This window comes from Allobosea sp. CCNWLY174 (genome assembly GCF_037120455.1).
In the GTDB taxonomy this organism is placed as follows: Bacteria; Pseudomonadota; Alphaproteobacteria; order Rhizobiales; family Beijerinckiaceae; genus Allobosea; species Allobosea lupini.
In genome coordinates, this window is the sequence record NZ_JBBBBQ010000001.1 from 816,855 (window position 1) to 839,315 (window position 22,461).

Sequence of the window (22,461 nt, forward strand, 5' to 3'; positions counted from 1 at the left end):
TAGAGGCTCGGGTCAAGCCCGAGCATGACGCGCTGCTCTGCTACGCCCGTGCCGCCCGCCACAGCGTCCATTGCCGCCGGAGCGGCGAAAGGCCGATGATGGTGCGGTAGGGATCGTAGCTGCGCCGCTCCATTTGCCTGAGATAGGGCTCGACCAACGCGACGGGGAGGAAGGCGGGCCTGATCGCGGCCGGCACGGTGGCGGAGAGGTCGTTGAGCTTGCGCAGATGGATGCGCGCCAGCGCCCGCATCTCCTTCAGCGAATAGGTCAGGCCCGGCCCGCCGCGGCCACGCACGATGTCCTCGCGGGTGACGCCGTTGCGGCCGAGCAGATCGGCCGGGAGATAAACCTGTCCGCGCGCCGCATGCCAGGGGAAGGCGCGCATCAGCCCGCAGAGCGCATAGGCGACACCGGCATGGCCGGCGGCTGTCGCGCCGCCGGGATCGCGGCCTTGGCCCAGCACGAGGGACGCAAGCCGGATCAGCGCACTCGAGGTCTCGCCAGCATAGCCTTCGAGGTCGGAGAGCGCGGGCATCGGGTCGTCGTAGAGATCGAAGACGCGCGCCTCGACCAGGCCTGAAAGCGGGGCGATCGGCAGGCGAAAGCGCCTGACGGTGTCAAGCAAAGCCTGCGCGACCGGGTGGCCCGACACAGGCGCGTCCGAACCGGCCTCGAGCACATCGCGCCACCATTGCAGGCGGACCTCGCCCGGCAACGGCTCGCTGACCTGCTCGCGCACGCGGGCGATCTCGTGACTGAAGGCATAGAGCGCGAACAGACCGGGCCGCAGCGCTTCGGGCGCATAAAGCGAGGCGATATAGCGGTCGGGATCGTGCTCCCGAACTAGCGCCAGGCAATGGCCATAGGCCTGGGAGAGCGGGGCCGGCGCAGTGCCGGCACGGTCCTCGGTTCTCGTGGTCATGCGCCCTCCCCGCTCCCGCCGTCACGCGGGTCGAAGCGGCGGCAGTCTAGGCTCAGGCGGCGGCCTTGGCTACGCGGGAGCGACATGGCTGGTTGGATTTGATCGCCGACTAGTCGACCGCGATCAGCGCTGCGGCAACGCGCCGCTCCTCGCCGACGAGGACGTTGTAGGTGCGTGCCGCGGCCGGCGTCGCCATCGCCTCGACGGTGATGCCGGCGGCCTTGAACGGATCACGCAGCGCGGACGGCAGGAAGGCGATGTCATGGCCGATGCCGAGGATCAGGAAATCGATCGTTTCGGCCTCGTCGAGAACCGGCTGCAGGCTCTCCAGCGTGACCTGCGCGAAGGATGTGACCGGCCAGATCCGGATGCCGGACGGCGTCGCCAGGATCGAGCCGCGATGGCTCATCCCGGCGAAGCGGAAGCCGCCGGCGCCGAAGGCGTCGAGCTGGCAGCGGCCGGGTACGAAGCCGTCGAAGCGACGCTCCATGACTACCTCTCGCGGTTGCCGACAAAGCGCGTTGTCCCGGGCGACCGGAGGGAGACCCGTGACCCATTCCGGAACCTTGATCGGTGAGGCTCAGGAATGGATCCCGGCTCTGCGCGGCTACGCCGCCCCGGCCGGGATGACTTGCGCCATATGCGAATAAACGACCGGCCCTCAGACCCGCGCCTTGGCCTCGGCCAGTTCCTCGCTCTGGTCGAGGCGGCCGGCGCGCACGTCGAGATAGAGCAGCACCGGTGTCGAGACGAACATCGCCGAATAGGTGCAGACCATCACGCCGAACAGCATGACCAATGCGAAGCCCTCGATCGCCGTGCCACCGAAGAAGACCAGCGCGATCAGCGCCAGGATCGTGGTGGTCGAGGTGATGGCGGTGCGCGACAGCGTCGAGTTGACGGACAGGTCGAGCAGCTCCGGGATCGGCATGGTCTTGTAGCGGCGCAGCAATTCGCGCGTCCGATCGAACACCACGACGGTCTCGTTGAGCGAGTAGCCGACAATGGTCAGGATCGCCGCGATCGAGGTCAGGTTGAATTCGAGCTGCGTGATCAGGAAGAAGCCCATCGTCAGCACGATGTCGTGCATGGTGCCGACGATCGCGCCGATTGCGAGCTGCATCTCGAAGCGGAACCAGAGATAGACCAGCACGCCGATGATCGCGAGCACGACGCCGAGCGTGCCGGCCTGGACCAGTTCGCCCGAGACGCGCGGACCGACGGTCTCGACGCGGCGGAACTCGTAGGCGTCGGCGAAGGCTGCCCGCGCCTTGGTCACCACCGCCTGCTGCGCGACCTCGCCGCCGGGCTGGAGCGCAAAGCGCATGGAGAGGTCACCGGCATTGCCGAACTCCTGGACCTCGACCTCGCCGAAGCCGAAGCTGTTGGCGGTCTGGCGGACCTGGGCGATGTCGGGCTTGCCGCTCTTGGCCTGCATCTCCATCAGCGTGCCGCCGCGGAAATCGATGCCGAAATTGAGGCCGACCGTCAGGAACAGCACCAGCACCAGCACCGAATAGGCAGCCGAGAACGGATAGGCGAGACGGCGCCAGTGGACGATGCGGAACTTGGTGTTGTCGGGAACGATGCGAAGCAGGCGCATGGTCTGTTATCTCCTGGCCTGCGGGATCAGAACGGAAGGGCCTTCGGCCGCGCCCAGCGATACCAGAGCGCAATCAGCATGCGCGTCAGCGTCACCGCGGTGATGACCGTGGTCAGGATGCCCAGGATGAAGACGACGGCGAAGCCGCGCACCGGACCTGAGCCGAGCGCGAACAGCGCGACCGCGGCGATCAGCATGGTGACGTTGGAGTCGATGATCGTGGCGAAGGCGCGCGTGAAGCCCGCTTCCAGCGCCGAGACCAGCGATCTGCCGAGATGCGATTCCTCGCGCATGCGTTCGTAGATCAGCACGTTCGAATCGACCGCCGTGCCGATGGTGAGCACGATTCCGGCGATGCCAGGCAGAGTCATGGTGGCGCCCAGCAGCGACATCAGGCCGAGGATCAGGCAGACGTGCACGAGCAGCGCGATGCTGGCGATGATGCCGAACAGCCCGTAATTGCCGATCATGTAGAGGATGACCAGCACGGTCGCGATGATCGTCGCCATCTTGCCGGCCTGGATCGAGTCCTGGCCGAGGCCGGGGCCGACGGTGCGCTCCTCGACGATCGTCATCTTCGCCGGCAGGGCGCCGGCGCGCAGCAGGATGGCGAGGTTGTTGACGGCCTCGACCGTGAAGTTGCCGGAGATCTGGCCGGAGCCGCCGGTGATCGGCGACTGGATGACCGGGGCCGAAATCACCTTGTTGTCGAGCACGATGGCGAGCTGGCGGCCGAGATTCTCGGTGGTCGCCTGGCCGAAGCGCTGGGCCCCGCGGATGTTGAAGCGGAAATTGACGATCGGCTGGCTGGTACGCTGATCGAAAGCCGGCTGGGCGTCGATCAGATCTTCGCCCTCGACGATGACCTGACGGCTGATCGGGATCGGCTGGCCGCCCTGGTCCTGCGAAGGCAGCATGTCGACATCGCCGGCATTCGCATCCGCGACCATGCGGAACTGCAGCTTGGCGGTCTCGCCGAGGATCTGCTTCAGGCGCTGCGGGTCCTGCAGACCCGGCACCTGGACCAGGATGCGGTCGAGGCCCTGGCGCTGGATGTTCGGCTCGGTGGTGCCGAGCGCGTCGACGCGGCGGCGCAGCACTTCCATCGCCTGCTCGACGGCGCGGCGGATACGCTCGTTCGCGCCGGCCTCGGTGACGCTAAGCTGGATCAGGCCGTCGGGGTTCTCGTTGACCTCGATCGACTGGTTGCCGGAGGGTCCGAAGGCGCCGAAGGTGCCGATCGGCTGGGCGAGCTCGCGCAGCTTCGGCATCAGCTTGGCGCGGTCGGCCGCGTCGGGAACGCGCAGTTGCACGCCGCGCGGGGTCAGGCCGATGCCGCCCTGCAGGCCGACGCGCTCCTCGCGCAGGATGCGGCGGACGTCGTCGCGCAGCTGAGTGACCTGGCTGCGGATCAGGTCGGCGCGGTCGATCTCGAGCAGGACGTGCGAGCCGCCCTGCAGATCGAGGCCGAGCGTCATCGCATGGATCGGCAGCAGGAAGCGCGGGATCCAGGCCGGAGCGCCTTGCTCGATCGCCTTGCGGGTCTCGGGCGAGAACAGGTTCGGCACGGCGAGCCCGCAGCCGAAGACCAGCACGAGCAGAACGAGAATGACCTTGCGGGCCTGGAGACGAAGCATCTGTATGAACAGCCTTGTTGGCGGGCGCGGCGTCTAGCCGCGCCTCACGGCCTTCAGCTCTTGACCGGCTCGCCCTTGGCGCGCACGTCCGAAACCATACCCTTGAGGATGCGCACGCGCACGCCGTCGGCGATCTCGGCCTCGAGCTCGGCGTCGTCGATCACCTTCGAGACCTTGGCGATGATGCCGCCCGAGGTGACGATCGTGTCGCCGCGGCGCACGTTCTTGATCATCTCCTGATGCGACTTCACCCGCTTCTGCTGCGGCCTGATGATCAGGAACCACATGATGATGAAGATCAGGACGAACGGAACCAGCGACATCAGCACGTCGTTGGTGCCGCCGCCTCCAAGGCCCTGGGCAAAAGCGGGGGTGATCACGGGAAGGCTCCTTCACGTCGCCGCCGATTGACGGCCGGCCGGCGCGGGGGTTGCAAAATCGCGCGGACTATAGCCAGCGATGTCATGAAATCAATCGAAAGCGACCGGTCCTGCGACCGTTCTCCCAGCTAAGCGCTCCCCGCCCTGCGCGCAATGGCCTTGCCTTCACGAGCACAGCGGAGTTATGAGCGTACCGTACCGTTCGGTACGCCATGTTAGCGGACCCGCTGCGATGACCGACACCGCCCCCGACCAGACGCTCGCCACCCTGCTGCGCATCGCCGACGCGCTGGAGCGCCTCGCACCGCCCGCCAAGCGCAAGCCAGATCTCTCCGCCGCCGACGCCTTCGTCTGGCATGCCGCCGGTCATGAACTTGCTCCGGTCGCCAAGGTGAACCGAGTCGCGCTGTCGCTGCTGCGCGGCGTCGACCGGGTGCGCGATACGCTGGCCGAGAACACCGAGCGCTTCGCCCGCGGCCTGCCGGCCAACAACGTCCTGCTCTGGGGGGCGCGCGGCATGGGCAAATCGTCGCTGGTCAAGGCGGTGCATGCCGACACCAACAAGCGACTGCCGCCTGGCGCCCTCCCCCTCAAGCTGATCGAGATCCACCGCGAGGACATCGAGAGCCTGCCGGTGCTGATGGGGCTGCTCAAGGCCGATCCGCATCCCGCCATCGTCTTCTGCGACGACCTCTCCTTCGACGGGCAGGACACCTCCTACAAGTCGCTGAAGGCGGCCCTGGACGGCGGCGTCGAGGGGCGCCCGGAGAACGTCGTGTTCTACGCGACCTCGAATCGCCGGCATCTGCTGGCGCGCGAGATGGTCGAGAACGAGCGCTCGACCTCGATCAATCCTGGTGAGGCGGTGGAAGAAAAGGTCTCGCTGTCGGACCGCTTCGGCCTCTGGCTCGGCTTCCACAAGTGCAGCCAGGACGAGTACCTTTCGATGATCGACGGCTATGTCGGCCATTTCGGCCTGACGATCGAGCCGGAGCAGTTGCGGCGCGAGGCGCTGGAATGGGCGACGACGCGCGGCTCGCGCTCCGGGCGCACGGCCTGGCAGTACATCCAGGACCTGGCGGGGCGGCTGGAAACGAAGCTGGAGGGGTGAAAGGGCGTCATTCTCGGACGGAGCGAAGTGTAGATCCGAGAACCTCATGACGAGAAAGGCGCCAACCAGAGCCCGTCCTGCCTGAGATGGTCGGGTCAAGCCCGAGCATGACGCATCTAAAAAAGAAAAGCGGGGCGGCCTTTCCTGGGACCGCCCCGCCTGGTTTCGACCGGTGGGGTCTCGCAATTGCCGGTCGAAATCTGACCGGGACTAGTTGCTGCTGAGATAGGGCATCGGATCGACCGGGGTCGAACCCTTGCGCAGCTCGAAGTGCAGCTGCGGCGAGTTGACGTTGCCGGACTGACCGGACTTGGCGACGACCTGGCCGCGCTTGACCGTCTCGCCACGCTTGACGTTGAGCTCGCCGTTGTGGGCGTAGGCCGAGACATAGCCGTTCGGGTGGCGGATCAGCACGAGATTGCCGTAGCCCTTGAGCTCGCTGCCGGCATAGGCGACGACGCCGCCCTCAGCCGCCTTGACCGGCGTGCCTTCGGGAACCGCGATGTTGATGCCCTCATTGCCGCCCTTGCCGGCATAGCCGGTGATGACGCGGCCACGTGCCGGCCAGCGGAACTCGGCGCCGGACGAAGCGGGTTCCTCGGCCTTGGGCAGGCTCGCAGTGGTCTGCGGCTCGGCGGCCTTCGGCTCAGGAGCAACCACCTTCGGCTGCACGGTGACTTTGTCGGCCGGCGCGCTGGCGACAACCGGAGCGGCAGTCTTCGGCTTGGCCGGCTGAGCGACAGGAGCCGGGGCCGGCGCCGGCAGCGCCGCGGTCTTGGTCTCGTTGCCGGCCTTTGCGGCGGCCTTGGCCTTGGCCTCGGCGGCGAAGCGGGCACGGGCCTCGCCCATGCGCTTGGCATCGGCGGCGGCTTTTTCCTTGGCCTCGGCGGCAGCCTGCGCTTTCGCCTGGGCAGCCTGTGCCCGGGTATCGACGGCCGCGACCTTCGGGGCAGCCGCGGACACGGCCGGCGCGGAGGCTATCGGACGCGACACCGGCGGCGGAGCAGAGCGCGGTTGCTCGAAACGGTTATCGCTCGGCGCCGGCTGGCGCGCGGCGGTCTGCGAGCCGCCGCCATTGTAGACGGGGACGACGATGCGCGAACCTGGCGTGACTTCGCCGCGGAGGCCATTGGCCTGCATCAGCGCCGAACGCGGCACGCCGTAGCGACCCGCGATCACGTCGAGCGTTTCGCCATGGGCGACGACGATCGGGGTGCCGCCCTGGGGGCTCCAGCCGGCGGCCGAACCCGGCGCGCTCGGAGCGGGGGCGGATTGCGGCGCGGGACGGGCAGCGACCGAAGCGGTCGGTGGCGCCAGAGGCTGGCTGCGCACGCTCGGATTGCCGGCGGCCGAGGCCGTCTCATAGGACTGGCTCGGACCGTTGCGGCCGATCGAGCCTGTCGTGGCCGGATCGCGCTGGGGGGCCGGGGCCTGAGCGGTCTTGAAGGGATTGCCGAAAGGCGCCTCGGTGAAGCGCATGGCCTCCGAGGAGCAGGCGCCCAGGCCGGCCGCAAGGGCGCAGACCGACACGGCGCGAACCACGGATTTCGACACGGCCAGCTCGACTTGCTTACGCATGGACTCTGCACTCGCGAACGACGCAACTCTACGGTCCGCATTAAAGAGCCGGTTAGGTTAAGAAGGCGTTTCGCTACTGACAGGTCAGGTGAATTTTCGAAGGCAGCCGCAATCTCACTGACGGTGGCGCGCAGTGGTCCAGCGGGTAGAGGCGAATGGGGTCCCCGCGGGATCCCCTCTCCCGGATGGGAGAGGGGTAGGGGTGAGGGACCGCCGCGAATTGTTGAAACTCAGCGGCGCCGTTGCGCCTTCTGCGGATAGGGCGGGCCCTCATCCCTGCCCTTCTCCCACACGGGAGAAGGGTTCCCCGCGAATGCCACTTAGGCCAACATCTGCTCGAACATCCCGGGGCACTCGGATCAAGCCCCAGCATAACGGCGGGAAAAATCGCCTACAGCGCCTGCGACAGCCCTGGCGCCAGCGGCGGGATTCGCATGATCGCGCCGAGCGCGTGATCGAAGCCGTCCTCGCTGCGGGTTACGACGACGAGCCGCCCTGCCCCCTCGACGCGTAGCGCGCCGACGAGGCGCCCGCCGATCTCCAGCCGGGCAAGCAGCGCCTCCGGCACCGTCTGCATCACGCCGTTGACCAGGATGCGCTCGAAGCGACCGAGCGTACGATCGGGCTGCAAGCCGTCGGCATGGCGCAGCTCGACCAGCTGCGCGAAGCCACCGCCCGTGAGGCGCTCATGCGCGGCGAGTGCGAGCGTGCGATAGCGCTCCAGCGAGACGACCTTGCCCCCCATTGCCGCGAGCAGCGCCGCGACATAACCCGAGCCGGAGCCAACCTCGAGCACCCGGCAATCGGGCTTCATCTCGAGCGCGCCGACCAGCGCCGCGACCGTGTGCGGCGCCGTCATGGTCTGGCCGCAGGGGAGCGGCACCGAGACGTCCTGGCGGGCGAGATCGGCGAAGCGCGAGGGCGCGAAATGCTCGCGCGGCACGCGCTCCATCGCCCGGAGCAAGGCGAGGTCGCGCACGCCGCGCGCGCGCAACGACAACAGGAAAGCGACGGTACGTTCGCTCTCGCTGCTGGCGCCCTCGTCGGTCATTCCTCCCGCCCTCAGGCGAAGAGCTGTGCGAAGCGCGTCATCGTCGGCTCATGCGTCAGGTCGAGCTCGAGCGGCGTCACCGAGATCTTCTTCTCGGCGAGGGCGCGCAGGTCGGTGCCGTTGGCCGGCTCGTGCTTCCCGCGCTGGAAGGCGATCCAGTAATAGGGATTGCCGCGCCCGTCGCGCCGCGGCTCCAGCCGCATCAGCTCCTGGTCTCGCCGGCCCTGCGCCGTCACCGCGACGCCAACGACCTCGGCAGGCGGGACGTTCGGGAAGTTGAGATTGAACAGGATCCCATCGGGAATCCCCTCCTCCAGCAGCCGGCGGATGATGCCGGGCGCATGCTGCAGAGCGCAGTCCCAGATGATTTGGGTGCGGTCGCCCGCCATATAGGCCTGGCTCACCGCGATTGAGGGAATGCCGAGCAGCGTGCCTTCCATGGCGGCGGCGATGGTGCCGGAATAGGTCACGTCCTCGGCGACGTTCTGGCCGCGGTTGACGCCGGAGAGCACGAGATCGGGCTTGATCTCGGCCATGACCGAGCGCACCGCCATGATTACGCAATCGGTCGGCGTGCCCTGGACGGCGAAGCGCTTCTCCTCGATCTGGCGCAGGCGCAGCGGGTTCGACAGCGACAGCGAATGCGCCACGCCCGACTGGTCGGTCTCGGGCGCGACCACCCAGACGTCGTCGGAGAGCTGGGCGGCGATCTGCTCGAGGACGGCGAGGCCCTCGGCATGGATGCCGTCGTCATTGGTCACCAGGATGCGCATGGGCTCAGGCCGCCTTCTCGATGCGGGTGACCCCGCGCATATAGGGAACCAGCACATCGGGCACGGCGATCGAGCCGTCGGCGTTCTGGTAGTTTTCCATCACCGCGATCAAGGCGCGGCCGACCGCCGTGCCCGAGCCGTTGAGGGTGTGGACGAAGAACGGGCCCTTGCCGTCCTTGGTCTTGTAGCGGGCATTCATGCGGCGCGCCTGGAAATCGCCGCAGACCGAGCAGGACGAGATCTCGCGATAGGTCTTCTGACCGGGCAGCCAGACCTCGATGTCGTAGGTCTTCTGCGAGGCGAAGCCCATGTCGCCGGTGCACAAAGTCATGACGCGATAGTGCAACTCGAGCTTCTTCAGCACGGTCTCGGCGCAGGCGAGCATCCGCTCATGCTCCTCGCGCGACTTCTCCGGCGCGGTGATCGAGACGAGCTCGACCTTCTCGAACTGGTGCTGGCGCAGCATGCCGCGCGTATCGCGCCCGGCCGAGCCGGCCTCGGAGCGGAAACAAGGGGTCAGCGCGGTATAGCGGCGCGGCAGCTCCTCTTCAGAGACGATCATGTCCGCAACGAAATTCGTCAACGTCACCTCGGACGTCGAGATCAGCCAATGCCCCGTAGTGGTCCGGAACAGGTCTTCTTCGAACTTCGGCAGTTGACCAACCCCGTATACCGCCGAGTCTCGCACCAGCAGAGGCGGATTGACCTCGGTATAGCCGTGCTCCTCCGTGTGCGTGTCGAGCATGAACTGCCCGATGGCGCGCGACAGCCTGGCGATCTGGCGCTCCAGCACGACGAAGCGCGAACCGGAGAGCTTGGCCGCCGTCTCGAAATCCATCTGGCCGAGCGCCTCGCCGAGCTCGTAATGCTCCTTCGGCTGGTTGACGCCGACGAGGCGCTTGCCAGTCTCGTCCGGCTTCGTGCCATGGGCGTGCAGCAGGACGTTGCCGTGCTCGTCTGCGCCGTCAGGCACCTCGTCGAGCGGCGTGTTCGGAATTGCGGCGAGCTGGGCGTTCAGCGCCTCGACTGCGGCCTTCTCCTCGGCTTCCAGCGCCGGCACCTGCTCCTTCAGCGCGGCGACCTCGGCCTTGAGCTGTTCGGCCAAAACGAGGTCCTTCTGGCCCATCGCCTTGCCGATCTCCTTGGAGAGGGCGTTGCGACGCTCCTGCGCTGCCTGTGCCTTGCTGATCGCGGCCCGGCGCTGGTCGTCGAGCGCCAGCAGCGACGACGACAGTTTCTCAAGCCCGCGCCGCTGCAAGCCCCGATCGAACGCCTCAGCGTTCTCGCGAATCCATCTGATGTCGTACATCGCTCAAGCCGATCCGTTGTGGAATCGGCTGATGCTCTAGAGCATGCCGCGCCGGCACGGAAGCGCTGCGTCGCCGTGGGCGGGTGCGGGCGAGACAGAGACAGGTTTGCGCGGGATCCCCTCTCCCGGATGGGAGAGGGGTAGGGGTGAGGGACTGCCGTCAATTGTCTGAACACAACGGAGCAGCAGCGCCCTTTACGGTTAGGGCAGGCCCTCATCCCTGCCCTTCTCCCACACGGGAGAAGGGTTCCCCGCGCCTTACCTGTTACCGGGCCTTCAGTAAGGCGGCTCCTGATGGACGAGCTTGCCGTCGATCAGCAGGCGCTTGATCGCCGCCTGTCCGGAGCTCGACACGGCCGCGACGATTTCGAGCCGCTTGCGCTCGGTCGTCTCGATGGCGCGACCGGTGCCCTCGGGCACGAAATAGCTTTCGAGGCCATAGCTGACGCGGATGGCACGGCGGCCGGCATTGCAATCGGGGTCGCCGTCGGCATTGGTGACGCAGGCGCCGGCCGAGGCGACCTTGCCCACGATCACGGTCTCGCCGGCGCCGGCAGCCGGGCGGGCGAGATAGACGCCTTTCGCCTCGGAGAGGCCGTCGGCCCCGGGCGCGACGCGGACGAAGACCGTCTGGTTGCGCTCGAAGCTCTTGTCGCCGTCGAGCCTGGAGAGATCGAGCGTGCTGATCTTGTAGCCGAGGATGACGTAATCGCCGCGAAATAGGTCACGCGGATCGACCGGGGCCGTCGCGAGCCTGATCTCGGTGCCGGAGCGCAGGATGCCGGCGCGCGACTCGACCATGGCAAGGATCAGCGCGCAAAGCAGGACAATGGCGGCGAGCCCGCGCCAGAGCGGCGAGACGCGGCCGGTAAAGGCATCGGCGGACGGCAGGCGGATCATGGCGCGGCCTCCACCGGCTTGCTGAATTTGGCGAGGAGCCGGCGCATCCCGCTGGCGATCGCGATGAGGGCCGCGCCGCCGACCAGGAAGAACAGCGACTGGTCGAGCAAGGTGCCGATGGTCTGCCAGAGCAGGGTCACGATCGCGATGGCGAACAGCAGCGAGCCGGCGATGCTCAGCCGGCGCACGCCGCCACCCGCACCGGCGACGACGAGGCCGATCGCGATCGAGAGAATCAGTGCCGCCACGACGATCTTGCCAGCCATGCTGACCGCGCCGCCGCTCCAGAACAGCACCGGTACCAGCAGCGACATGACGAGCGCCGCTGCCAGCGGCCAGGCGAAGCGGCGCTCGCGCGCCAGCAGGCCGAGACCGATCACCGCCGGCAGCGCCAGCGCATAGGCGACATAGTTCAGCGAATGCGCCGTTCCCGCCTTCGCCTCGCTCGGATCGAGGATGCGGATCAGCTCGACATTGAGCGACAGGATCAGCCCGATCAGCCCCCAGGGCAGGAAGGCGGTGAGCAGGCCCGGCCCGCCCCGGTCGAGCGCCAGCGCGCCGAGCGCAACGAACAACGCGGAGACGGCGAGCCCATAGGCGAGCAGGCCGTAGTCGAAGCGCAGGAAGGCCGGCTGGCCCGGCAGCGTCGCGAACCAGCCGAGCAGCGCCAGCGCCGCGACATGATGGACGAGGCGGTTGTGCCGGGTCGCGGCCAGCCAGAGCGCCGGCAGGAAGGGCAGCCAGAACAGCAGGTGCGCCCTGCTCCCGCCCTCGTCCCAGCGGCCGCCGGCCCAGCAGCCGATCCCGACGATGGCGATGACGAGCGCCCCGTTCGAGCGCAGCAAAAAGGCGACGATCAGCGCGCCGAGCGCGACCAGCAGCGCCCCGCCCGGCCAGTCGGTCGGCAGATGATACATCTGGCCGACGAGCGCGACGCCGGCAGCGAAGATCAGGGTGCCGCAGGTCGCGGCGGCGTCGGCGCCGCCTGTCGAACCGCGACTTTCCAGCCGGGCCGAGATGCCGAGCGCGCCGGCGAGGCCGAGCAGGATCATGACGAGCTTGGCGATGCGGGGGATCTCGTCCCAGTTCGCCGCGACGAAGGCGGAAACGCTGGAGGCGATCAGCAGGCCGCCGAACAGGCCGATCAGGGCCGGCAGCTTGAAGCCGCCGCCCTCCTGCGCCAGCGAACGGCGGATGGTCGCGGCGCTTTCGGGACTGACCAGCCCCTCTCCCACCCAGCGACCCAGATCGGCTTCGAGCCGTTTGCGATAGGAACCCGTCAGCATGCGCGCTTATTTGGCACGGGCTGACGGGTTTTGGCGAGATGGCCTGTCTTAGGCCGCCTTGACCTTGCGCTGCCGCGCAAGATCGGGCGGCGTCGCCTCCTCGATCAGCGCCGCGACCACGGCGTCGAGGCTCATCACCGTCTGGGCCTGGCTGCCGAGGCGGCGCACGGTCACGGTCTTCTCCTCGGCCTCGCGCTTGCCGACGGCGAGGATGACCGGGACCTTGGCCAGCGAGTGCTCGCGCACCTTGTAGCTGATCTTCTCGTTGCGCAGGTCGGCGCGCGCGCGCAGGCCGGCCGAGAGCAGCGCCATGGTGACCTCCTCGCCATAGGCATCCGCCTCCGAGGTGATCGGTGCGACCACGATCTGCTCGGGCGCCAGCCAGAGCGGGAAATGCCCGGCATGGTGCTCGATCAGGATGCCGACGAAGCGCTCCAGCGAGCCGCAGATGGCGCGATGGACCATGACCGGCTGCTTCTTCTCGCCGTCCGAGCCGATATAGAAGGCGCCGAAGCGCTCCGGCAGATTGAAGTCGACCTGCGTCGTGCCGCATTGCCAGTCGCGGCCGATGGCGTCGCGCAGGACATATTCGAACTTCGGCCCGTAGAAGGCGCCCTCGCCCGGATTGATCTCGGTCGTGATCCGGTTGCCGGACTGCTTCGCGATCCTCTCCAGCACCTTCGTCATGACGTCTTCGGCATGATCCCAGACCGCGTCGGAGCCGACGCGCTTCTCCGGCCGCGTCGAGAGCTTGATGACGAGATCGTCGGTAAAGCCGAAATCCTCGTAGACCGACAGGATCAGATCATTGATCGCCAGGCACTCGGCGGCGAGCTGCTCCTCGGTGCAGAAGATGTGCGCGTCGTCCTGCGTGAAGCCGCGCACGCGCATCAGCCCATGCAGCGCGCCGGACGGCTCGTAGCGGTGGACATTGCCGAACTCGGCCAGCCGGATCGGCAGGTCGCGATAGCTCTTGAGGCCGTGCTTGAAGATCTGGACATGGCCCGGGCAGTTCATCGGCTTCAGCGCGAAGACCTTCTGGTCGCGCGTCGGATCGTTCGGGTTCTCGAAGGCCGAAGCCGACTTCACCGCGAACATGTTGTCCTGGTACCAGCCCCAGTGGCCCGAGGTCTCCCAGAGCGACTTGTCGAGCACCTGCGGGGCGTTGACCTCCTCATAGTCGGCGGCGAGCCGCCGGCGCATATAGGTCAGCACCTCCTGGAACAGCCGCCAGCCCTTGGAGTGCCAGAAGACGACGCCCGGCCCCTCCTCCTGGAAATGGAACAGATCCATCTCGCGGCCGATCCGGCGATGGTCGCGCTTCTCGGCCTCCTCGATCTGCTTGAGATGGGCGTCGAGCTCCTCCTGCCGGGCGAAGGCGGTGCCGTAGATGCGCGTCAGCATCGGGTTCTTGCTGTCGCCGCGCCAATAGGCGCCGGCCACCTTCATCAGCTTGAAGGCGTTGCCGACCTTGCCGACCGAGGTCATGTGCGGGCCGCGGCAGAGGTCGATCCAATCGCCCTGCGCATACATCTTCAGCGTCTGGTCTTCCGGGATCGCGTCGACCAGCTCGACCTTGAAGGCCTCGCCCTTGTCGCGAAAGAAGGCCTTAGCCTTGTCGCGGCTCCAGATCTCCTTGGTGAAGGGTTTGTCGCGCGCGATGATCTCGCGCATCTTCTTCTCGATCGGCGCGAAATCCTCCGGCGAGAACGGCTCGTTGCGGAAGAAATCATAGAAGAAGCCGTTCTCAATCACCGGGCCGATCGTCACCTGCGTGCCTGGATAGAGCTCCTGCACAGCTTCGGCGAGGACATGGGCGCAGTCGTGCCGGATCAATTCCAGCGCGCGCGGATCCTCGCGGTTGAGGAACTCGATCTTCGCGTCGGCGGTGATCGGATCGGCGAGGTCGACGACCACGCCGTCGAGCGCCATCGCGACCGTGCGCTTCAGGAGAGAGGGCGAAATGCCGCCGGCGAGTTCCCTGCCGGTGATGCCGGACGGGAATTCGCGCTGCGCGCCATCGGGAAATGTCAGGGAGATCGTCATCGATCGGCTCCTGCTCACTCGGGGATACAAGCCCCGTAAGCCAAGGCCGGCTGCATGAATGGGCGGGGCGACGCGGCCTGCAGCCGGTTCGGCACGCGCGCCGGCGAGGCCTATACGAGCGGGAAGGTGCAGGCAATCGGCGAATGGCTCTTCCCTCGGAAGCTGTCGGTTTCGTCATGTTCCGGTCAGGTCGCAGCAAGCCAGGCTCACCCAGCATCGCAGCCTCACCCAATCGGAGCCGACAGCCATGCCTTGCCACCTCGTTCTGACTCTCGCCCTCGTTGCGCTCATACCCGCGGCGGCCCTGGCGCAGACACCCGGTCGTACGGCGATCCGCAACGCCTGCGCTGCCGATTTCCAGAAGCATTGTCCAGGCATCCAGCCCGGCGGCGGCCGCCTCGCCGCCTGCTTCAAGGAGAAACAGGCGGCCTTCTCCGCCGATTGCGTGGCGACGCTGCAGATCGCCAGGTCTCAGCGTCGCTCGAACTGATCACCTTCGTCCGCCGCTGCCACCGGCGGCGCGTTGACCCCGCGCCAGCGGCCATAGGCCCAGGGCTTGTACCAGGCTCCCTCCGGCGGCAGCTCCTCGCAGACGATGTCGATCCCCGAGGTGCCGAGCGGCGTGCAACGGCAGATGCGGGCGAAGCCGACCCATCCGCCGGCCCAGAGCCCGTGCCGCTGGATCGCCTCGTCGGTATATTCCGAGCACGACGGCCAGTGCCGGCACTGCCGGCCGATCAGCAGTGAGAAGCTGAGTTGGTAGCCGCGGATCAGCAGATGGGCGCCCTGGCGCGGCAGGCGCAGAAATGCCTGTCGCCATGAAAGGCTTTTTTCAGCATGTTTAGGCAAGTATGACTCAGGCAAACGCTGCCGGCTCCCTCCAGCCAAACTTCCACCGCCCCTCTTCGATCCCGCCTTCCCAGATTCTGGTCATGATGCGCGCACGCTTCCTTGCCTCCGCCACCGCCCTCTGCGGGCCGCTGCTCGCGCTCGCCCTGGCGACGCCCGCGGCGGCACAGCAGCGAGCCTATCTGATCTGGCTCGACGCCGCCAAAATCGACGTCGCCAAGGTGATGGGCCTGCCCCCGGCACAGAACTCGCCGGAGCATCGCGCCGAGTTCGAGAAGGTGCTCGCCCTCTCCTCCGCGCGCACACCGGAGCGCGAGAAGCAGGCGATCGCCGACCAGTACCAGACGTTCAATGCCTTCCTGAAAGGCATGGACCACAACTATATCGACGGCACCCATCGCGAGACACGGCTCTTGATGCGCGAGGCGCAGGTCGAGCTCGCCATCCTGCTGAAGAGCGTCAACCGCCTGACCAGCCGCATCCGGCCGTTCCAGATGTGGAACAAGGTCAGGGTCAAGCCCTGCCCCGGCGGACGGCCGGAAGGAACCTCCTTCCCCTCGGCCCATGCCGCGACCGCAGCGCTCTATGCCACGCTGCTCTCGGACGCCGTCCCCGAACTCGCCGACAAGTTCGAGGAGCGGGTGAAAAGCTATGACGAAAGCCGTCTCATCTGCGGCTTCCACTACCCCACCGACCTGGAAGCCGGCGACAAGATCGGCCGCGTCGTCGCCAAGGCACTGTTGGCCGAGAAGGCCTTCAAGGTCCGCTATGACGAGACGAAACCGGAAATCCGCCAGGCGTTCGGGCTGAAATAACCTTCAGCCCGCCACAGTCTCGCGCCGCTTCGCCTCGATCTGGCCGATCGCGTCGACCACCGCGTCGAAGGTCAGCATGGTCGAGGCGTGGCGCGCCTTGAAGTCGCGCACCGGCACGAGCACGGACAGGTCCGCCCATTTACCGCTGGGTGGTTCAGCGCCCTCCTTCAGGATCGCGCGGGCCTGCTCGCGGACCTCGCGCAATTCGGCGGCAGTCGAGCCGACGACATGGCGCGCCATGATCGAGGACGAGGCCTGGCCGAGAGCGCAGGCGCGGACATCGTGGCCGAAGCCGGTGACGACATCCTCGTCCATCGTCAGGTCGATCGTGACCGTCGAGCCGCAGAGGCGCGAATGGGCGGTCGCCGTCGCATCGGGCACCGGCAGGCGCTCGAGCAGCGGGATGTTTCCTGCCAATTCGAGGATTCGCTTGTTGTAGACATCGTTCAGCATGTGCGAGCCCATGCGGGGGTGGATCGACCCGCCTTCCACCCCAATATAGAAAGGACCCTCCCAGATGGGGAGGGCCGTCTCGCCGCAGCAGTCGACGAATTGATCCATCCCCGCCTTCCGCACGTAGGAGGGCGAGACAACAGAACGGAAGGCACCACATGGACGCCGTGGTTAAGTCCTTATCCGCGGACCAGGCCCTGCGCCCGGCCGCAGACACCTTTCTCGTCAGAAAGCCGACGCGGGAAGAAGCCGAGGAAGCGGTGCGCACCCTGATTCTCTGGGCCGGCGACGATCCTTCGCGCGAGGGGCTGCTCGAGACACCCGGCCGCGTCGCCAAGGCCTATCGCGAATTCTACAGGGGCTACGACGAGGACCCCGAGGAGATTCTCGAACGGGTTTTCGAGGAGGTCGACGGCTACAGGGACATGGTCCTCGTCCGCGACATCCCGTTCTATTCGCATTGCGAGCACCACATGGTGCCCTTCGTCGGCAAGGTCCATATCGGCTACTATCCAAACGGCGGCGTGGTCGGCCTGTCGAAACTGGCCCGCGTCGTGGAGGTCTATGCACGCCGCCTACAGACGCAGGAGACGATGACGGCGCAGATAGCCCAGGCGATCGAGCGGACGCTCAAACCGGGCGGCGTCGCCGTCCTCGTCGAGGCAGAGCACATGTGCATGTCGATGCGCGGCGTGCAGAAGCAGGGCTCGTCGACGATGACGACGCAGTACACGGGCCGCTTCCGCGATCCGGCCGAGCAGGTGCGCTTCTTTACCATGGTGAAGTCGCCGGGGCTGTGAGCCCACGACCTGCTCTCCGACGCGGCATGCTCGGGCTTGCTTCGAGCATCTCGGAAACCAGTGTCTTCTGGCCTTGGGATTCCCGGGCCGGCGCTTCACGCCGCGCGAGAATGACGGCTCACGTTACCTGCCGTATATGCGAGGCGTCACCGTCAGGATTCCAACATGACTGCCTTCCCCACCCTTTCAGCCAAAGCCGAGATCGAAGAGGGCACGGTCCTTGCTCCCAAGTTCGACCGCGACGGCCTCGTCACCTGCGTTACCACCGACGCTGTGACCGGCGAGGTGCTGATGGTCGCGCATATGAACGCCGAATCGCTGCGCCTCAGCATCGAGACGGGCGAAGCCTGGTACTGGTCGCGCTCGCGTCAGGCGCTCTGGCGCAAGGGCGAGACCTCCGGGCAGTTGCAGAGCATCGTCGAAATGCGGATCGACTGCGATCAGGATGCGATCTGGATCAAGGTCAATGTCGGCGGCGACGGCGGCTGCTGCCACACCGGCCGCCACAGCTGCTTCTATCGGGTTAAGCCGGTCGGCACCGCGGCCGACGGACCACTGACCATCTGAACCGGGACTGCCTGCTTCGTTGGCAATCCTTTCACCAAGCTTTCATGTTTCCTTCAAAAGCGACTGATAGCCGCCTTAGGGTCCCGGCGCCGTTCATCTTTCGCTCATCGGCTGGCGCGATCCTGAAGTCCTCCCGCGGAGGGATCGCGCCGATGAGACTGGAGAACATCGCCAGACGGGCCTTTGGATTGGGCGGCGGCGGAGCTGCGATGAACGATCTCGTTTCCCGACGCGCCGCGCGCCTCAGCCGGCCGCGGATCGGCCTTGCCCTCGGCGGCGGCGCTGCGCGCGGCTGGGCGCATATCGGCGTCCTCGATGTTCTCACCGAGGCCGGCTACGCGCCCGAAGTGATCGCCGGCACCTCGATTGGCGCGGTGGTCGGCGGCTGCTACGCCGCCGACAAGCTCGAGCAATTGCGCGAATTCGCACTCGGCCTGACCAAGCGCCGCGTCGTCGGGTTGATGGATTTCCATCTCGGCGGCGCCGGGCTGATCGCCGGCGGCCGGCTGAAGCGCCTGCTGGAACGCGATCTCGCCGGCCTGCAGATCAGCGATCTCAGGCAGACTTACGCCGCCGTCGCAACCGAACTGGGCACCGGCCATGAGATCTGGCTGACCCGCGGCTCGCTGGTCGACGCGCTGCGCGCGTCCTACGCGCTGCCCGGCGTATTCGACCCGGTGAAGCTCGGCGGCCGCTGGCTGATGGATGGCGCGCTGGTCAATCCGGTGCCGGTCACGGTGGCGCGCGCGCTCGGTGCCGACGTCGTGCTCTGCGTCAACCTGAACAGCGACATGACCGGCCGCGGCACGGTGATCCAGTCCTACGGCGCCGATCCGGACCCGGAGCCCGTGGTCGAGCAGCGCCCGACGACCGGCTGGTTCGGCGGCGTGCGCGAGCGCATGCGCGGCATCGTCGGCAAGGCCAATCACGAGCAGCAGCCGGGCCTCGCCGGCGTGATGATCGACGCCTTCAACATCACCCAGGACCGGATCTCGCGCTCGCGTCTCGCAGGCGATCCACCGGATGTGATGATCGGCCCAAAGCTCGGCCGCGTCGGCCTGTTCGACTTCCACCGCGCCGACGAAGCGATCGCGCTCGGCCGGCAGGCGGCGGAACGCGCGCTGGACGAGATCGCCGCGATCGTCGCGGCCAATCACCTGCCGCTGAACTAGACGCGAAGGGCCGACTTAACGCCCGTTTCCGTCATGGTCGGGCTTGTCCCGACCATCCACGTCTTCGCCTCAGTGATCCAAGGCGGAATTAAAGGCGTGGATGCCCCACAAGGGCGAGCATGACGGCGGGAGGCCTCACGCCATCGCGATATAGTCGCGCATCGCCCGGCTCTCGGCCTCGATCTCGGCGACCCGATGCTTGACCACGTCGCCGATCGAGACGATGCCGGCGACCCGACCGTTATCGACCACAGGCACATGCCGGAAGCGGCCTGACGTCATGATCTCCATCAGATCGTCGACGCTGGTGTCAGGCCGGCAGGTCACGACCTTGGCGGTCATGGCGCGCGACACCGGCGTCTCCAGCGCCGCGGCGCCATCGGTGCCCAAGGCCTTGATGATGTCGCGCTCCGACAGGATGCCGAGCAGGCTGCCATCGGCGCCGGTCACGACCACCGCGCCGATCCGCTTCTCCGCCAGGGTCCGCGCTGCCTCGCCAAGCGTCCGGTGGGGCTGCACCGAGATCACCTCTGCGCCCTTGTTGCCGAGAATATGAACGACGTTCATCGACTCCTCCTCCAGCGATAGCGGCACCGTTGACCGGCGCTCATTTGATGGGTTCAACGGCAGCAGCGCCTAAACGCGGATCGTTGCGTCCGCGATACGACGCCAGCTTGGACTTGATCGACTGTGAGCGAAGTCTGAGGCGACGGCAAGGCGTTCCCGGCAGGAAAGCTGCCCGCTCCGGTTGCAATCAGCGCCGCACCGGCCCGCGATCGAGCAGCGGGAACAGCAGAAGCCCGGCGAGGAAGCCGCCGATATGCGCCTCCCAGGCGATGCTGGTCTCCTCGCCGAGAATCGGCACCAGCCCGGCACCGAACAGGATGTTGGTGACGAACCAGATCACCACGAACAGCATGGCCCGCGAATTGCGCCAGAGGCCGCCGAGCGGCTCGGCCGGAATCGCACGCACCACCTCGTCGTGGCCAAGCCCGCCGAAGTGCACGCCCGGGGAGAACACGAAGCGAATCGCCGCCGCCGTCGCGCCCGAGACACCGGCCGAAGCGCCGACCAGCGGCAGGACGTCGAGTTCGCGCGACCACCAGTGCAGCAGGGCGCCGGCGATCGTGGACACGGCCATCAGCAGCAGGAAACGCCCGGCCCCGAGCCGGCGTGCGACCGGACTGCCGAAGGCGGCCAGCCAGACGACGTTCGAGACCAGGTGCAGCCATGAACCGTGCAGCAGCCCATAGCTGAGCAGCGTCCAGAGCTGGCCGCCGCCATCGGCCAGCAGCAGGCGGACCAATTGCAGGCGCTGGACGAAATCGGGCGTACCGGAGGTGCCGAGCGAGCGGGCGATCTCCTCCAGGCGCTCCGGCGCGAACCAGAGCGTCAGGCGCGCTGGCACGAAGGAGAGCCAGGAAACGAGCAGGAAATCGTCGCGCTCGCTGAGCAACTCGCGCGCCCCCTGGATCAGCGCCAGGGCCGCGATCAGCCAGACGACGACGCCGGGCAGGTTGAAGACCGGCTCGCGCACTGGCGGGCCATATGGATCGTCTGGGTTCGCCGACATCGCGCCCTCACTGGAGCATGGGCCCTCGGCAGGCAACAGAAAAGGGGAGAGCGACCGCTCTCCCCTCTCCTCCCCGGCCGGTCACGCCCCCGCGCCCCCGCCTTTTCCAGTGAGCCCGGACGCATCGTGCGGGCTCGAATTCGACAGGGCATTTATGCGGCATTTTAGGGATCTTCCACAAGCTTAACCGTTGCTTAACCTTAACGACCCCTGCCGCCTCCCCCTGTCCGGGTCGCGTGGCAAGACGGCATGCGGGCTGCGTCCTGCCGATTCGCAAGGGCCCGACAGTCCCCAGCTCGAACGAAAGCGATCCGATTTGACACGCATTCGCACGATCAGGGACAGCGCAGACCGGACTGGACACGACATGAAGAATCCGAGCACCCGCCTGGTTTTCGACTACTGGGACATGCTGCGCGGCGAACGGAGCGCCCCTGAACGGGGCGAGATCGAGCCGGGCGCGCTGCGCCATGCGCTGGCAGACACCTTCGTGCTGGAGAACGAGCCGATCGGGCCGGTCTTCCGCCTGGCCGGAACGCGGCTCTGCGCCCTGTTCGGGCGCGAGCTGCGCGGACGAGCCTTCACGGCGCTCTGGCCCGATGTCGAGGCACAAGGCGACATGCGCCGCCTGGTCCAGACCGTGATGGACGAGACTGCGGGCGCCGTCGCCGGGCTTTCGGCCCAGACGCAGAACGGCGCGAGCGTCCATCTCGAGCTGCTGCTGCTGCCCCTGCGCTATCGCGGGCGGACCCATGCCCGCATCCTCGGCGCGTTCTCACCGGCGTTGTCGCCGGAATGGCTCGGCCTCGACACACTCGAATCGATGCGGATGATCTCCCTCAGGATGATCTGGCCCGATGCGCGCACGCAGCGCCCGACCGAAGCCGCGGCCCAGGACAAGCGGCCGAAGCTGATGCTCCTGCCCGGGGGACGTGTGTGAGAACGCTCTAACGTGCTCTTAACCCGCGAGCCGGTAGCATCGCTCTGGTAGAAACAGAGTTTGCAATGCTCACGGCGCCCCAAAATCCAAAGACGGGCTCGGTCCCGGTCGAGCGCCGGCGCCATCAGCGCATGAAAGTCGTCCTGCTTGGACGCTACATGCTGCCCAACCGCATGGAATATCCCTGCCAGACCACCGACATCTCGCCGGGCGGCCTGCACATGGTCGCGCCGGCCAAGCCGATGATCGGTGACCGCGTCATCGTCTATCTGGAGCATCTCGGGCGAATCGAGGGCACGGCAGTACGCACCACCCCCGCCGGATTCGCGATGACCATCACCGCGACAAGCCGCAAGCGCGAGAAATTCACCGCACAGCTGACCTGGCTCGCCAATCGCGACGAACTCGGCCTGCCCGAGGATCGGCGCCACGAGCGCATCATCCCACGCAACCCGCGCTGCATCATCACCCAGGAAGACGGCAGCGAGCATGCGGTCCGGCTGATCGACATCTCGCTCTCGGGCGCGGCCTTCGCCAGCGACCACCAGTTCGAGATGGGCACGGCGATCCGGCTCGGCAGCACCGCGGGGATGATCGTGCGCCGCTTCGACGGCGGCTACGCCGCCCAGTTCCGCATGCCCCTCTCGGCCGACGTGCTCGACGAGAATCTCGAGCTCTGAGCGCGGACCAGCGCTT

24 protein-coding genes are annotated in these 22,461 nt (G+C 67.2%); 8 read left to right on the forward strand and 16 right to left on the reverse strand.

Going from position 1 to position 22,461, the window contains the following annotated elements; all coding sequences use genetic code 11:
• Positions 1–40: 40 nt before the first annotated feature.
• The 5 genes from V7S63_RS03930 to yajC form a co-directional block, all read right to left on the reverse strand.
• Entirely contained in the window at positions 41–922 is an 882-nt protein-coding gene (locus tag V7S63_RS03930; protein WP_091829929.1) for a phytoene/squalene synthase family protein, read from the reverse strand.
• A gap of 109 nt (positions 923–1,031) precedes the next feature.
• Positions 1,032–1,412, reverse strand: a complete 381-nt coding sequence (locus V7S63_RS03935) for an Mth938-like domain-containing protein (RefSeq protein WP_336529267.1) — start codon at positions 1,410–1,412, stop codon at positions 1,032–1,034.
• A 171-nt stretch (positions 1,413–1,583) separates the two neighbouring features.
• Entirely contained in the window at positions 1,584–2,525 is a 942-nt protein-coding gene (gene secF / locus V7S63_RS03940) for a protein translocase subunit SecF (protein WP_091829933.1), read from the reverse strand.
• 26 nt (positions 2,526–2,551) lie between these two features.
• Positions 2,552–4,162: a protein translocase subunit SecD gene (gene secD / locus V7S63_RS03945; protein ID WP_091829935.1), complete on the reverse strand. Its 1,611-nt coding sequence runs from the start codon at positions 4,160–4,162 to the stop codon at positions 2,552–2,554.
• Between the two features lie 53 nt (positions 4,163–4,215).
• Entirely contained in the window at positions 4,216–4,485 is a 270-nt protein-coding gene (gene yajC / locus V7S63_RS03950; protein WP_091830596.1) for a preprotein translocase subunit YajC, read from the reverse strand.
• A 289-nt stretch (positions 4,486–4,774) separates the two neighbouring features.
• Between yajC and V7S63_RS03955 the strand changes: the two genes are divergently transcribed.
• Positions 4,775–5,653 (forward strand): ATP-binding protein, encoded by an 879-nt coding sequence (locus tag V7S63_RS03955; RefSeq protein WP_336529268.1) that lies wholly within the window; start codon positions 4,775–4,777, stop codon positions 5,651–5,653.
• 210 nt (positions 5,654–5,863) lie between these two features.
• Here V7S63_RS03955 and V7S63_RS03960 read toward each other — a convergent pair whose 3' ends face one another.
• The 7 genes from V7S63_RS03960 to thrS all read right to left on the reverse strand — a co-directional run bounded on the left by V7S63_RS03960 (position 5,864) and on the right by thrS (position 14,596).
• The gene (locus V7S63_RS03960; RefSeq protein ID WP_336529269.1) at positions 5,864–7,231 is read right to left on the reverse strand and encodes a peptidoglycan DD-metalloendopeptidase family protein; all 1,368 of its coding nucleotides are present in this window, start codon (positions 7,229–7,231) and stop codon (positions 5,864–5,866) included.
• A 391-nt stretch (positions 7,232–7,622) separates the two neighbouring features.
• Positions 7,623–8,282: a protein-L-isoaspartate O-methyltransferase family protein gene (locus V7S63_RS03965; RefSeq protein ID WP_091829941.1), complete on the reverse strand. Its 660-nt coding sequence runs from the start codon at positions 8,280–8,282 to the stop codon at positions 7,623–7,625.
• Positions 8,283–8,293: 11 nt separating this feature from the next.
• Entirely contained in the window at positions 8,294–9,055 is a 762-nt protein-coding gene (surE, locus tag V7S63_RS03970; RefSeq protein WP_336529270.1) for a 5'/3'-nucleotidase SurE, read from the reverse strand.
• A 4-nt stretch (positions 9,056–9,059) separates the two neighbouring features.
• Positions 9,060–10,364, reverse strand: coding sequence for a serine--tRNA ligase (gene serS / locus V7S63_RS03975; protein ID WP_336529271.1), 1,305 nt, complete (start codon positions 10,362–10,364; stop codon positions 9,060–9,062).
• A gap of 276 nt (positions 10,365–10,640) precedes the next feature.
• Entirely contained in the window at positions 10,641–11,264 is a 624-nt protein-coding gene (locus tag V7S63_RS03980; RefSeq protein WP_336529272.1) for a GDYXXLXY domain-containing protein, read from the reverse strand.
• Entirely contained in the window at positions 11,261–12,550 is a 1,290-nt protein-coding gene (locus V7S63_RS03985; RefSeq protein WP_336529273.1) for a DUF2157 domain-containing protein, read from the reverse strand. The genes V7S63_RS03980 and V7S63_RS03985 overlap by 4 nt, the downstream gene beginning before the upstream one ends.
• A gap of 48 nt (positions 12,551–12,598) precedes the next feature.
• Complete coding sequence (thrS, locus tag V7S63_RS03990; RefSeq protein WP_336529274.1) at positions 12,599–14,596, reverse strand: threonine--tRNA ligase; 1,998 nt, start codon at positions 14,594–14,596, stop codon at positions 12,599–12,601.
• 247 nt (positions 14,597–14,843) lie between these two features.
• Here thrS and V7S63_RS03995 point away from each other — a divergent pair, with 247 nt between their 5' ends.
• On the forward strand, positions 14,844–15,086 hold the full coding sequence (locus V7S63_RS03995) for a cysteine rich repeat-containing protein (RefSeq protein ID WP_336529275.1): 243 nt from the start codon (positions 14,844–14,846) through the stop codon (positions 15,084–15,086).
• Here the strand turns inward: V7S63_RS03995 and yidD are convergent.
• Entirely contained in the window at positions 15,068–15,400 is a 333-nt protein-coding gene (gene yidD / locus V7S63_RS04000) for a membrane protein insertion efficiency factor YidD (protein WP_100958889.1), read from the reverse strand. The genes V7S63_RS03995 and yidD overlap by 19 nt on opposite strands.
• 128 nt (positions 15,401–15,528) lie before the next feature.
• Between yidD and V7S63_RS04005 the strand changes: the two genes are divergently transcribed.
• Positions 15,529–16,260 carry a phosphatase PAP2 family protein gene (locus V7S63_RS04005; RefSeq protein ID WP_336529276.1) on the forward strand — a complete coding sequence of 244 codons (732 nt, stop codon included), beginning with the start codon at positions 15,529–15,531 and terminating at the stop codon, positions 16,258–16,260.
• A gap of 3 nt (positions 16,261–16,263) precedes the next feature.
• Here the strand turns inward: V7S63_RS04005 and V7S63_RS04010 are convergent, their stop codons facing one another.
• A complete protein-coding gene (locus tag V7S63_RS04010; RefSeq protein WP_100959053.1) occupies positions 16,264–16,713 on the reverse strand; it encodes an iron-sulfur cluster assembly scaffold protein in 450 nt (149 codons plus the stop codon).
• Positions 16,714–16,871: 158 nt separating this feature from the next.
• Between V7S63_RS04010 and folE the strand changes: the two genes are divergently transcribed.
• The 3 genes from folE to V7S63_RS04025 all read left to right on the forward strand — a co-directional run bounded on the left by folE (position 16,872) and on the right by V7S63_RS04025 (position 19,252).
• Entirely contained in the window at positions 16,872–17,513 is a 642-nt protein-coding gene (folE, locus tag V7S63_RS04015) for a GTP cyclohydrolase I FolE (RefSeq protein WP_336529277.1), read from the forward strand.
• A 165-nt stretch (positions 17,514–17,678) separates the two neighbouring features.
• Entirely contained in the window at positions 17,679–18,080 is a 402-nt protein-coding gene (gene hisI / locus V7S63_RS04020) for a phosphoribosyl-AMP cyclohydrolase (protein ID WP_091829960.1), read from the forward strand.
• A 209-nt stretch (positions 18,081–18,289) separates the two neighbouring features.
• Entirely contained in the window at positions 18,290–19,252 is a 963-nt protein-coding gene (locus V7S63_RS04025; protein WP_336529278.1) for a patatin-like phospholipase family protein, read from the forward strand.
• Positions 19,253–19,387: 135 nt separating this feature from the next.
• On the opposite strand, the gene V7S63_RS04030 is transcribed toward V7S63_RS04025, so the two are convergent.
• Both V7S63_RS04030 and V7S63_RS04035 read right to left on the reverse strand, forming a co-directional pair.
• Entirely contained in the window at positions 19,388–19,819 is a 432-nt protein-coding gene (locus tag V7S63_RS04030; protein ID WP_091829964.1) for a CBS domain-containing protein, read from the reverse strand.
• Positions 19,820–20,006: 187 nt separating this feature from the next.
• Positions 20,007–20,825 carry a rhomboid family intramembrane serine protease gene (locus V7S63_RS04035; RefSeq protein ID WP_100958885.1) on the reverse strand — a complete coding sequence of 273 codons (819 nt, stop codon included), beginning with the start codon at positions 20,823–20,825 and terminating at the stop codon, positions 20,007–20,009.
• Between the two features lie 367 nt (positions 20,826–21,192).
• Here V7S63_RS04035 and V7S63_RS04040 point away from each other — a divergent pair, with 367 nt between their 5' ends.
• Both V7S63_RS04040 and V7S63_RS04045 read left to right on the forward strand, forming a co-directional pair.
• On the forward strand, positions 21,193–21,765 hold the full coding sequence (locus V7S63_RS04040) for a PAS domain-containing protein (RefSeq protein ID WP_100958884.1): 573 nt from the start codon (positions 21,193–21,195) through the stop codon (positions 21,763–21,765).
• Between the two features lie 65 nt (positions 21,766–21,830).
• On the forward strand, positions 21,831–22,445 hold the full coding sequence (locus tag V7S63_RS04045) for a PilZ domain-containing protein (protein ID WP_091829969.1): 615 nt from the start codon (positions 21,831–21,833) through the stop codon (positions 22,443–22,445).
• Positions 22,446–22,461 lie beyond the last annotated feature (16 nt).

Excerpts from the sequence above, each read along its gene's own strand:
- serS (WP_336529271.1), bottom strand. The coding sequence starts at position 10,364 with ATGTACGACATCAGATGGATTCGCGAGAACGCTGAGGCGTTCGATCGG.
- V7S63_RS03960 (WP_336529269.1), bottom strand. The coding sequence starts at position 7,231 with ATGCGTAAGCAAGTCGAGCTGGCCGTGTCGAAATCCGTGGTTCGCGCC.
- V7S63_RS04030 (WP_091829964.1), bottom strand. The coding sequence starts at position 19,819 with ATGAACGTCGTTCATATTCTCGGCAACAAGGGCGCAGAGGTGATCTCG.
- V7S63_RS03980 (WP_336529272.1), bottom strand. The coding sequence starts at position 11,264 with ATGATCCGCCTGCCGTCCGCCGATGCCTTTACCGGCCGCGTCTCGCCG.
- V7S63_RS04045 (WP_091829969.1), top strand. The coding sequence starts at position 21,831 with ATGCTCACGGCGCCCCAAAATCCAAAGACGGGCTCGGTCCCGGTCGAG.
- V7S63_RS03995 (WP_336529275.1), top strand. The coding sequence starts at position 14,844 with ATGCCTTGCCACCTCGTTCTGACTCTCGCCCTCGTTGCGCTCATACCC.
- secF (WP_091829933.1), bottom strand. The coding sequence starts at position 2,525 with ATGCGCCTGCTTCGCATCGTTCCCGACAACACCAAGTTCCGCATCGTC.
- yajC (WP_091830596.1), bottom strand. The coding sequence starts at position 4,485 with ATGTCGCTGGTTCCGTTCGTCCTGATCTTCATCATCATGTGGTTCCTG.
- V7S63_RS04005 (WP_336529276.1), top strand. The coding sequence starts at position 15,529 with ATGATGCGCGCACGCTTCCTTGCCTCCGCCACCGCCCTCTGCGGGCCG.
- surE (WP_336529270.1), bottom strand. The coding sequence starts at position 9,055 with ATGCGCATCCTGGTGACCAATGACGACGGCATCCATGCCGAGGGCCTC.
- V7S63_RS04040 (WP_100958884.1), top strand. The coding sequence starts at position 21,193 with ATGAAGAATCCGAGCACCCGCCTGGTTTTCGACTACTGGGACATGCTG.
- V7S63_RS03985 (WP_336529273.1), bottom strand. The coding sequence starts at position 12,550 with ATGCTGACGGGTTCCTATCGCAAACGGCTCGAAGCCGATCTGGGTCGC.
- secD (WP_091829935.1), bottom strand. The coding sequence starts at position 4,162 with ATGCTTCGTCTCCAGGCCCGCAAGGTCATTCTCGTTCTGCTCGTGCTG.
- V7S63_RS03965 (WP_091829941.1), bottom strand. The coding sequence starts at position 8,282 with ATGACCGACGAGGGCGCCAGCAGCGAGAGCGAACGTACCGTCGCTTTC.
- V7S63_RS03935 (WP_336529267.1), bottom strand. The coding sequence starts at position 1,412 with ATGGAGCGTCGCTTCGACGGCTTCGTACCCGGCCGCTGCCAGCTCGAC.
- V7S63_RS03930 (WP_091829929.1), bottom strand. The coding sequence starts at position 922 with ATGACCACGAGAACCGAGGACCGTGCCGGCACTGCGCCGGCCCCGCTC.
- V7S63_RS04035 (WP_100958885.1), bottom strand. The coding sequence starts at position 20,825 with ATGTCGGCGAACCCAGACGATCCATATGGCCCGCCAGTGCGCGAGCCG.
- V7S63_RS03955 (WP_336529268.1), top strand. The coding sequence starts at position 4,775 with ATGACCGACACCGCCCCCGACCAGACGCTCGCCACCCTGCTGCGCATC.
- thrS (WP_336529274.1), bottom strand. The coding sequence starts at position 14,596 with ATGACGATCTCCCTGACATTTCCCGATGGCGCGCAGCGCGAATTCCCG.
- V7S63_RS04025 (WP_336529278.1), top strand. The coding sequence starts at position 18,290 with ATGAACGATCTCGTTTCCCGACGCGCCGCGCGCCTCAGCCGGCCGCGG.
- V7S63_RS04010 (WP_100959053.1), bottom strand. The coding sequence starts at position 16,713 with ATGCTGAACGATGTCTACAACAAGCGAATCCTCGAATTGGCAGGAAAC.
- folE (WP_336529277.1), top strand. The coding sequence starts at position 16,872 with ATGGACGCCGTGGTTAAGTCCTTATCCGCGGACCAGGCCCTGCGCCCG.
- hisI (WP_091829960.1), top strand. The coding sequence starts at position 17,679 with ATGACTGCCTTCCCCACCCTTTCAGCCAAAGCCGAGATCGAAGAGGGC.